At 69.7% G+C, this 9,413-nt stretch carries 8 protein-coding genes; all 8 read right to left on the minus strand.

The window, feature by feature from the left end; all coding sequences use genetic code 11:
- Window positions 1-133 precede the first annotated feature (133 nt).
- Window positions 134-1,798 carry an NADH-quinone oxidoreductase subunit NuoN gene (gene nuoN / locus MHW47_RS10515; RefSeq protein ID WP_239222407.1) on the minus strand — a complete coding sequence of 555 codons (1,665 nt, stop codon included), beginning with the start codon at window positions 1,796-1,798 and terminating at the stop codon, window positions 134-136.
- Window positions 1,795-3,366 (minus strand): NADH-quinone oxidoreductase subunit M, encoded by a 1,572-nt coding sequence (locus MHW47_RS10520; RefSeq protein WP_239222408.1) that lies wholly within the window; start codon window positions 3,364-3,366, stop codon window positions 1,795-1,797. Before MHW47_RS10520 ends, nuoN begins: the two co-directional genes overlap by 4 nt.
- A gap of 4 nt (window positions 3,367-3,370) precedes the next feature.
- Window positions 3,371-5,317, minus strand: a complete 1,947-nt coding sequence (gene nuoL, locus MHW47_RS10525; protein WP_239222409.1) for an NADH-quinone oxidoreductase subunit L — start codon at window positions 5,315-5,317, stop codon at window positions 3,371-3,373.
- Window positions 5,318-5,331: 14 nt separating this feature from the next.
- Window positions 5,332-5,631, minus strand: coding sequence for an NADH-quinone oxidoreductase subunit NuoK (gene nuoK, locus MHW47_RS10530; RefSeq protein ID WP_018101339.1), 300 nt, complete (start codon window positions 5,629-5,631; stop codon window positions 5,332-5,334).
- Window positions 5,628-6,455 carry an NADH-quinone oxidoreductase subunit J gene (locus tag MHW47_RS10535; protein ID WP_239222410.1) on the minus strand — a complete coding sequence of 276 codons (828 nt, stop codon included), beginning with the start codon at window positions 6,453-6,455 and terminating at the stop codon, window positions 5,628-5,630. Before MHW47_RS10535 ends, nuoK begins: the two co-directional genes overlap by 4 nt.
- Window positions 6,452-7,156 carry an NADH-quinone oxidoreductase subunit NuoI gene (gene nuoI, locus MHW47_RS10540; RefSeq protein ID WP_239222411.1) on the minus strand — a complete coding sequence of 235 codons (705 nt, stop codon included), beginning with the start codon at window positions 7,154-7,156 and terminating at the stop codon, window positions 6,452-6,454. Before nuoI ends, MHW47_RS10535 begins: the two co-directional genes overlap by 4 nt.
- Window positions 7,149-8,552 (minus strand): NADH-quinone oxidoreductase subunit NuoH, encoded by a 1,404-nt coding sequence (nuoH, locus tag MHW47_RS10545; protein WP_239222412.1) that lies wholly within the window; start codon window positions 8,550-8,552, stop codon window positions 7,149-7,151. The genes nuoI and nuoH overlap by 8 nt, the downstream gene beginning before the upstream one ends.
- Window positions 8,549-9,413 (minus strand): molybdopterin dinucleotide binding domain-containing protein (locus MHW47_RS10550; protein WP_239222413.1); only part of this gene is annotated, 865 nt, incomplete at its 5' end. The genes nuoH and MHW47_RS10550, both read right to left, overlap by 4 nt.

Genomic DNA, 9,413 nt, shown 5'->3' on the forward strand with positions numbered 1-9,413 from the left:
CTGTCCCCACCCGCTCCCGCCGCGTCCCGGCGCTCCCCTGCCACCATAGGCGCCCCCTGTGACAACGCCGGACGGGCTTGACTTCCCCCAAGGGTGCCAAGCCCGTCCGGCGTTCTCGTACGGTCGCGCGCGGTTACCTCACGAACACCCCGGCCTGGCTCGCCAGGTCCAGGAAGTACTGCGGGGCCACGCCCAGCACCACCGTGACGGCGACGCCGATCGCGATGGTGGTCATCGTCAGCGGGGACGGGACGGCGACCGTGGGGCCGTCCGCCTTCGGCTCGCTGAAGAACATCAGCACGATGACCCGGATGTAGAAGAACGCGGCGATCGCCGAGGAGATCACACCGACCACGACCAGGCCGCTCGCGCCGCCGTCCGCCGCCGCCTTGAACACCGCGAACTTGCCGGAGAAGCCCGAGGTCAGCGGGATACCGGCGAAGGCCAGCAGGAACACCGCGAAGACCGCGGCGACCAGCGGCGAGCGCCGGCCGAGCCCGGCCCACTTCGACAGGTGCGTCGCCTCGCCGCCCGCGTCCCGTACCAGGGTGACGACGGCGAAGGCGCCGACCGTCACGAAGGAGTACGTGGCGAGGTAGAAGAGGACGGACGAGATGCCGTCCGGGGTGGCCGCGATCACACCAGCCAGGATGAACCCGGCGTGCACGATCGAGGAGTAGGCCAGCAGCCGCTTGACGTCGGTCTGGGTGACCGCGACGATCGCGCCGGCCACCATCGTGAGGATCGCGACACCCCACATGACCGGCCGCAGGTCCCAGGTCAGGCCCGGCACCACCACGTACAGCAGGCGCAGCAGCGCGCCGAACGCGGCGATCTTGGTGGCCGTGGCCATGAAGCCGGTGACCGGGGTCGGGGCGCCCTGGTAGACGTCCGGGGTCCACATGTGGAACGGGACGGCGCCGACCTTGAAGAGCAGGCCGGTCAGGATCATCGCGCCGCCGATGAGCAGCAGCGCGTCGTTGCCCATGGTGTCGGCGAGCGCCGGGTCGATGCGCTGGATCGACCCGTCGACCACCTCGGCGATGCGGGCGTACGAGACGGAGCCCGCGTACCCGTAGAGGAGGGCGATGCCGAACAGCAGGAACGCCGAGGAGAACGCGCCGAGCAGGAAGTACTTCACGGCCGCCTCCTGCGACATCAGCCGCTTGCGGCGGGCGACGGCGCACAGGAGGTAGAGCGGCAGCGAGAACACTTCCAGGGCCACGAACAGCGTCAGCAGGTCGTTGGCCGCCGGGAAGACCAGCATGCCGGCCACCGAGAACAGCACCAGCGGGAAGACCTCGGTGGTGGTGAACCCGGCCCGGACGGCCGCCTTCTCGCTGTCGCTGCCGGGCACCGACGCGGCCTGCGCCGCGAAGGAGTCCACCTTGTTGCCGTGCGCCCCGGGGTCGAGGCGCCGTTCGGCGAAGGTGAAGACGGCGACCAGGGACGTCAGCAGGGTGAGGCCCTGGAGGAACAGGGAGGGGCCGTCCACCGCGATGGCGCCCATCGCGGCGATGTGCGCGTCGGTCGTCCCGTAGCCCCGGGTCGCCAGGCCGACCACCGCGGCGAACGCGGCGACCAGCGCGGCGACGGTCAGGAAGACCTGGGTGTGGTACCGGGCGCGGCGCGGCACGAACGCCTCGACCAGGACCCCGAGGACGGCGACCCCGACCACGATCAGGACCGGCATCAGCTGGGCGTACTCGATGACCGGTGCCTCGAACTTCTTGTCCGCGGCGAAGGTCGTCACCCCGCTCGCCGTCGTCCACAGACTGTGGACAGCTGTTGCGCTCACTTGGCGGCCTCCACCTCGGGCTGGGGGTCCTTCTTCTGTACGTCCGACATGGTGTGCCGGACCGCCGGGTTGACGATGTCGGTCAGCGGCTTCGGGTAGACACCCAGGAACAGCAGCAGCGCGATCAGCGGGACGACCACGACCAGTTCACGGGCCTTGAGGTCCGCCATGCCCTGCACCTCGGCCTTGACCGGGCCCGTCATGGTGCGCTGGTACAGCACCAGGACGTAGATCGCGGCGAGCACGATGCCGACCGTGGCGACGATGCCGACCGCCGGGTACGCGGCGAACGCGCCGACCAGGACCAGGAACTCACTGACGAACGGGGCGAGCCCCGGCAGCGACAGCGTGGCCAGTCCGCCGATCAGGAACGTGCCGGCGAGCACCGGGGCCACCTTCTGCACCCCGCCGTAGTCGGCGATGAGGCGGGAGCCGCGCCGGGTGATCAGGAAGCCCGCCACCAGCATCAGCGCGGCCGTCGAGATGCCGTGGTTGACCATGTACAGCGTCGCGCCCGACTGGCCCTGGCTGGTCATCGCGAAGATGCCCAGCACGATGAAGCCGAAGTGCGAGATGGACGCGTAGGCGATCAGCCGCTTGATGTCGCGCTGGCCGACCGCGAGCAGTGCCCCGTACACGATGCTGATGAGCGCCAGGACCAGGATCACCGGCGTCGCCCACTTGCTGGCCTCCGGGAACAGCTGGAGGCAGAAGCGGAGCATCGCGAACGTGCCGACCTTGTCCACGACGGCGGTCAGCAGCACCGCGATCGGGGACGTGGCCTCGCCCATGGCGTTGGGCAGCCAGGTGTGCAGCGGCCACAGCGGGGCCTTCACCGCGAAGGCGAAGAAGAACCCGAGGAACAGCCACCGCTCGGTGCTGGTCGACATGGAGAGCGAGCCGTTGGCGCGGGCCTCGGCGATCTCGGAGAGCGAGAACGAGCCCGCGACCACGTACAGGCCGATCACCGCGGCCAGCATGATGAGGCCGCCGGCCAGGTTGTAGAGGAGGAACTTGACCGCGGCGTACGAGCGTTGCGCCGCCGCGTTCTCGTCGCTGCCGGAGTGCGCCCGGTCTCCGAAGCCGCCGATGAGGAAGTACATCGGGATGAGCATGGCTTCGAACAGGATGTAGAAGAGGAAGACGTCGGTGGCCTCGAAGGAGAGGATCACCATCGCTTCCACCATCAGGATCAGGGCGAAGAAGCCCTGGGTGGGACGCCAGCGCGAGGACGTGTTCTCCAGGGGGTCGGCGTCGTGCCAGCCGGCCAGGATGACGAAGGGGATCAGCAGGGCGGTGAGCGCCATGAGCGCCACCCCGATGCCGTCCACGCCCAGTTCGTAGCGGACGCCGAAGTCCTTGATCCAGGCGTGCGATTCGGTGAGCTGGAAGCGGTCGCCGCCGGGCTCGAAACGGGCGAGCGCGATGCCCGCCAGGACGAGCGTGCCCAGCGAGAAGGCCAGCGCCACCCATTTGGCCGCGGTGCGGCGGGCCGCCGGGACGGCGGCGGTGACGACGGCGCCGATCGCCGGGAGCGCCGCCGTCGCTGTCAGGAGGGGAAAGGACATGTGATCAGACCGCCCTCATCAGCAGGGTCGCGGCGATGAGAACCGCCGTACCGCCGAACATCGAGACCGCGTAGGAGCGGACGTAGCCGTTCTGCAGTTTGCGCAGCCGGCCGGAGAGCCCGCCCATGGCGGCGGCGGTGCCGTTGACGACACCGTCGACCAGGGTGTGGTCGACGTAGACCAGGGAGCGGGTGAGGTGCTCGCCGCCGCGGACCAGGACCACGTGGTTGAAGTCGTCCTGGAGGAGGTCGCGGCGCGCGGCGCGGGTGAGCAGCGAGCCGCGCGGGGCGGTCACCGGGACCGGCTTGCGGCCGTACATCGCCCAGGCGATGGCGACACCGACGACGAGCACCACCATGGTGGCGGCGGTGACAGTGGCGGCGCCGATCGGGGCGTCCCCGTGGTCGTGGCCGGTGACCGGCTCCAGCCAGTGCAGGAAGCGGTCGCCGATGGAGAAGAAGCCGCCCGCGAAGACCGAGCCGAAGGCCAGCACGATCATCGGGATGGTCATGGACTTCGGGGACTCGTGCGGGTGCGGCTCCGCGTGCTCGCCGCGCGTCTCGGCGGCCGGCTCGACGTCCGGCGCGTCCGGGGATGGCGTCGGCGTGCGGCGCCAGCGCTCCTCGCCGAAGAAGGTCATCAGCATCACGCGCGTCATGTAGAACGCGGTGATCGCGGCGCCCAGCAGGGCCACGGAGCCGAGGATCCAGCCCTCGGTGCCGCCCTTGGCGAAGGCCGCCTCGATGATCTTGTCCTTGGAGAAGAAGCCGGACAGGCCCGGGAAGCCGATGATGGCCAGGTAGCCGAGGCCGAAGGTGACGAAGGTGACCGGCATGTACTTCCGCAGGCCGCCGTACTTCCGCATGTCCACCTCGTCGTTCATGCCGTGCATGACCGAACCGGCGCCGAGGAAGAGCCCGGCCTTGAAGAAGCCGTGCGTCACCAGGTGCATGATCGCGAAGACGTAGCCGATGGGGCCGAGGCCGGCGGCCAGGATCATGTAGCCGATCTGCGACATCGTGGATCCGGCGAGGGCCTTCTTGATGTCGTCCTTCGCGCAACCGACGATCGCACCGAACAGCAGCGTGACCGCGCCGACGACCACGACGACCATCTGCGCGTCCGGGGCGCCGTTGAAGATGGCGCCGGAGCGGACGACGAGGTAGACACCGGCGGTGACCATGGTCGCGGCGTGGATGAGGGCGGAGACCGGGGTCGGGCCCTCCATCGCGTCACCGAGCCAGGACTGCAGCGGCACCTGGGCCGACTTGCCGCAGGCGGCGAGCAGCAGCATCAGGCCGATGGCCGTCAGCTTGCCCTCGCTCGCCTCACCGGCCGACTCCAGGACGGGGCCGAAGGCGAACGTGCCGAAGGTGGTGAACATCAGCATGATCGCGATCGACAGGCCCATGTCGCCGACGCGGTTGACCAGGAACGCCTTCTTGGCGGCGGTGGCCGCGCTGGGCTTGTGCTGCCAGAACCCGATGAGCAGGTACGACGCCAGGCCGACGCCCTCCCACCCGAGGTACAGCAGCAGGTAGTTGTCGGCGATGACCAGGATCAGCATCGCCGCGAGGAACAGGTTGAGATAGCCGAAGAAGCGGCGCCGGCGCTCGTCGTGCTCCATGTAGCCGATCGAGTAGATGTGGATCAGCGTGCCCACACCGGTGATCAGCAGGACGAAGGTCATCGACAGCTGGTCGAGCTGGAAGGCCAGGTCGGCCTGGAAGCCCTCCACGGGCACCCAGCTGAACAGCTTCTGGTGCAGCGCGCGGTCCTCGGCGCCCTTGCCGAGCATGTCGGCGAAGAGCACCACGGCCACGACGAACGAGACGGCGGCGAGCAGGGTGCCGAGCCAGTGCCCGGCGCGGTCGAGGCGCCGGCCGCCGCAGAGCAGCACCGCTGCCCCGAGCAGGGGCGCCGCGACGAGCAGCGCAATGAGGTTCTCCACAGTTCAAGCGCCCCTTACAACTTCATCAGGCTGGCGTCGTCGACCGAGGCCGAGTGGCGGGAACGGAACAGCGACACGATGATCGCGAGCCCGACCACGACCTCCGCGGCGGCGACGACCATCGTGAAGAAGGCGATGATCTGGCCGTCGAGGTTGCCGTGCATACGGGAGAAGGTGACGAACGCGAGGTTGCAGGCGTTGAGCATCAGCTCCACGCACATGAACACCACGATCGCGTTCCGCCGGATCAGCACCCCCGCCGCGCCGATGGTGAACAGCAGGGCGGCGAGATAGAGGTAGTTGACCGGATTCACTTGGCGACCTCCTCTTCTTCGGTGTCCCGGCCGAGCCGCTCACCGGAGCGCTGCTCCAGTGCCTTGAGGCCGGCCAGTGATTCCTGGGACACGTCACGCATCTGGCCGCGCTTGCGCAGCGTCCCCATGACGGTCAGCTCGGACGGGGTGCCGTCGGGGAGCAGGCCCGCGATGTCCACGGCGTTGTGCCGGGCGTAGACGCCGGGGGCGGGCAGCGGCGGGAGGTGGCTGCCGCGCACGCGCTGCTCGGACAGTTCCCGCTGGGTCTTGGCGCGTTCGGTGCGCTCGCGGTGCGTGAGCACCATCGCGCCGACCGTGGCGGTGATCAGCAGGGCGCCGGTGATCTCGAAGGCGAAGACGTACTTGGTGAAGATGAGGCTGGCCAGCCCCTCCACGTTTCCGCCGTGCGCCGTGTTGGCGGTGCCCAGGCCGTTGAACGTGGTCAGCGAGGCGTTGCCGATGCCGGCGATCAGGAGGACGCCGAAGCCGAGACCGCATCCGGCGGCCAGCCAGCGCTGGCCCTTGAGGGTCTCCTTGAGCGAGTCCGCCGCGGTGACACCGACGAGCATGACCACGAAGAGGAACAGCATCATGATCGCGCCGGTGTAGACGACGATCTGGACGATGCCGAGGAAGTAGGCGCCGTTGGCGAGGTAGAACACCGCCAGAATGATCATCGTCCCGGCGAGGCTCAGCGCGCTGTGCACGGCCTTCCTCATCAGCACGGTGGACAGGGCGCCGATGACGGCGACCGTGCCGAGCACCCAGAACTGGACGGCCTCGCCGGTCGACGTCTGCGAGGCCGCTGCGGCCAGGCCGGTCATGCGTCCACCTCCTGCTCCCGCGCGGAGCCGCGGTTCGCGCCGGCCTCGTCGGCCGGCTTCTCGCCCTTGGACACGGCGAGCTGACGCTCCGTACCGGGGGCGGCCTCGGTGACCAGGCCCCGGTAGTAGTCCTGCTCGTCCATGCCGGGGTAGATCGCGTGCGGGCTGTCGACCATGCCGTCCTCCAGGCCCGCGAGCAGCTCGTCCTTGGTGTAGATGAGGCTTTCGCGGGTGGTGTTGGCCAGCTCGAACTGGTTGGTCATCGTGAGCGCGCGGGTCGGGCACGCCTCGATGCACAGGCCGCACAGGATGCAGCGCGCGTAATTGATCTGGTAGACGCGGCCGTAGCGCTCACCCGGCGAGTAGCGCTCCTCGTCGGTGTTGTCCGCGCCCTCCACGTAGATCGCGTCGGCCGGGCAGGCCCAGGCGCACAGCTCGCAGCCGACGCACTTCTCCAGCCCGTCCGGGTGGCGGTTGAGCTGGTGGCGGCCGTGGAAGCGGGGCGCCGTCACCTTCGGCGTCTCCGGATACTGCTCCGTCAGCCGCTTCTTGAACATGGCCTTGAAGGTCACGCCGAAGCCGGCCACCGGATTCAGGAACTTGTCCTCCGAGGACTGGGAGGACGGCGAGGACGCCGGCCCCGTCGGCCCGGTGGACTTCGCCGGCCTCTTGGACCCCGGCGAATCAGGCAGTTCAGACACCGTCGGCCTCCTTTCCGTCACTCGGACTTCCGTCACTCTGAGTATCCACGCCGCCACTGACAACGAGCTCCCGCTCGCGTCGCGGCCTGCGCCGGGGCACCGGCGGCAGGGTCTGTCCGGGCAGCGGCGGCACCGGGAACCCGCCCGCCATCGGGTCGAACGCCGGCTCGGGTTCCGCACGGGCCGCGGCGGCCTTCTCCTTCTTGTCGCGGAAGATGTCGGCGACGAAGGAGATCAGCAGGATCGCGATCACGGCACCGGCCACGTAGAGCAGGATCTTCGAGAAGTCGTAGCCCTCGTTGCGCAGCGCCCGCACCGTCGCGACCAGCATCAGCCAGACGACGGAGACCGGGATCAGGACCTTCCAGCCGAGCTTCATCAGCTGGTCGTAGCGGACGCGGGGCAGCGTGCCGCGCAGCCAGATGAAGAAGAACAGCAGCAGCTGGACCTTGAGGACGAACCAGAGCATCGGCCACCAGCCCTGGTTGGCGCCCTCCCAGAAGGTGCTGATCGGCCACGGGGCCCGCCAGCCGCCCAGGAACAGGGTGGTGGAGACGGCGGAGACGGTGACCATGTTGACGTACTCGGCGAGCATGAACATCGCGAACTTGATCGACGAGTACTCGGTGTTGAAGCCGCCGACCAGGTCGCCCTCGGACTCCGGCATGTCGAACGGGGCCCGGTTGGTCTCACCGACCATCGTGACGACGTAGATGATGAACGAGACCGGCAGCAGGATGATGAACCAGCGGTCCTCCTGCGCCTCCACGATCTTCGACGTGGACATCGACCCGGAGTAGAGGAAGACCGAGGCGAACGCGGCGCCCATCGCGATCTCGTACGAGATCATCTGCGCGCACGAGCGGAGCCCGCCGAGCAGCGGATAGGTCGAGCCGGACGACCAGCCGGCCAGCACGATGCCGTAGATGCCGACCGACGCCACCGCGAGGATGTACAGCATCGCGATCGGCAGGTCGGTGAGCTGCATCGCCGTGCGGTGGCCGAAGATCGAGACCTGGTTGTCGGCCGGGCCGAACGGGATGACCGCGATGGCCATGAACGCCGGGATGGCGGCGACGATCGGCGCCAGGACGTAGACGACCTTGTCCGCGCGCTTGACGACGACGTCTTCCTTGAGCATCAGCTTGATGCCGTCGGCGAGCGACTGGAGCATGCCCCAGGGGCCGTGCCGGTTGGGGCCGATGCGCAGCTGCATCCAGGCGACGACCTTGCGCTCCCACACGATGGAGAAGAGCACGGTCACCATCAGGAACGCGAAGCAGAACACGGCCTTGACGACGACGAGCCACCAGGGGTCGTTGCCGAACATCGACAGGTCCTCGGCGGCGAGCACCGCACCGTGCGGTGCCGCGGCCAGTTGAGCGAAGGCGGTCACGCCCGCACCTCCGGTGTGACGTCGGGAGTACCGGCAGCGGCGGGGCCGATCCGGACCACGCCGCCGGGGCGGGCCCCGGTCGCGGCCGGCACACCCCGCCCGGTGGAGTTCAGCGGCACCCAGACCACGCGGTCCGGCATGTCGGTGATCCGGAGCGGCAGTTCGACGCTGCCGGCGGGGCCGGACACCGCCAGCAGGTCGCCCTCCTTCACCCCGGTCTCCGCGGCCGTGGCGGCGGAGAGCCGGGCCACCGCCTCGTGCCGGGTGCCGGCGAGCGCGGTGTCGCCCTCCTGGAGGCGGCCCAGGTCGAGCAGCATCCGGTGGCCGGCCAGGATCGCCTCGCCGTCGCCGGGCCGGGGCAGCGGTTCGGCGGCGACGCGCGGCTCGTCCGCGTACCCGCCCTGCCAGCCGCCGAGCCGGTCCAGCTCGCGGCGGGCGGACGCGAGGTCCGGGAGCGCGAAGTGCACGTCCATGGCGTCGGCCAGCATGTGCAGCACCCGCGCGTCGCCCGGGGCGAGGTTGCGGGTCATCTGGTCGGGCTTCAGCGCGGCCTCGAACATCCGCGCCCGGCCCTCCCAGTTGAGGAAGGTGCCCGCCTTCTCGGCCACCGCGGCGACCGGGAACACCACGTCGGCGCGGTCGGTGACCTCGCTCGGGCGCAGCTCCAGCGAGACCAGGAAGCCGACCCGGTCCAGCGCCTCCAAGGCCCTCGCCGGGTCCGGCAGGTCCTCGGGGGAGACACCGGCGACGAGCAGCGCGCCCAGTTCGCCGGTGGCCGCGGCCTCGACGATCTGGCCGGTGTCGCGGCCGAAGCGGGACGGCAGCTGGGCGACGCCCCAGGCGGCGGCGACCTCCTCGCGG

Source organism: Streptomyces sp. OfavH-34-F (assembly GCF_022347745.1).
GTDB lineage: Bacteria > Actinomycetota > Actinomycetes > Streptomycetales > Streptomycetaceae > Streptomyces.